At 42.2% G+C, this 303-nt stretch carries 1 protein-coding gene and 1 pseudogene; one reads left to right on the top strand and one right to left on the bottom strand.

All coding sequences use genetic code 11. The features are described from left to right. Nucleotides 1-23 precede the first annotated feature (23 nt). Nucleotides 24-221, bottom strand: coding sequence for a hypothetical protein (locus LJE11_RS19480; protein ID WP_003533377.1), 198 nt, complete (start codon nucleotides 219-221; stop codon nucleotides 24-26). Here LJE11_RS19480 and LJE11_RS20175 point away from each other — a divergent pair. Next, a pseudogene (locus tag LJE11_RS20175) lies at nucleotides 195-303 on the top strand (tweety protein); the annotation flags it as partial. The gene LJE11_RS19480 and the pseudogene LJE11_RS20175 sit on opposite strands and share 27 nt — an antisense overlap.

Below are 303 nucleotides of genomic sequence, written 5' to 3'. Positions count from 1 at the left end.
TCCATTTCGTTCATCATAGCCATTTACCCACACAATCCAGACGGTATCTGGCTCTTTTGAACCTCATCTTCATTATAGCCTATATCTTTCTTTTTAGCAAGATATTCTTTTGTATTTATTTTACCGTATTTCTGGGAAATCAGGCTGACGAACACATCGGTTGCGTCCAGTTCCCCGTCAAATACAGTGGTCACATGAATCTCTGTTTTGTTTTTTGCCATAGGCAGTTATCCTCCATACATGAAAATAGCCAGACAGAGGGTGTCGGCAACGAAGTCCGGCAACGGGCTTCAAAAGACCTTG

Origin of the sequence: Blautia sp. DFI.1.216, assembly GCF_020594215.1 — a bacterium.
Taxonomy (GTDB): Bacteria; Bacillota; Clostridia; order Lachnospirales; family Lachnospiraceae; genus Blautia_A; species Blautia_A wexlerae.
The sequence above is the reverse complement of the archived record's forward strand: the minus strand, read 5'-3'. Positions and strand labels throughout refer to the sequence as shown.

Bases quoted from the DNA above. Each gene is read 5' to 3' on its own strand.
- LJE11_RS19480 (WP_003533377.1), bottom strand. From the start codon at position 221: ATGGCAAAAAACAAAACAGAGATTCATGTGACCACTGTATTTGACGGG.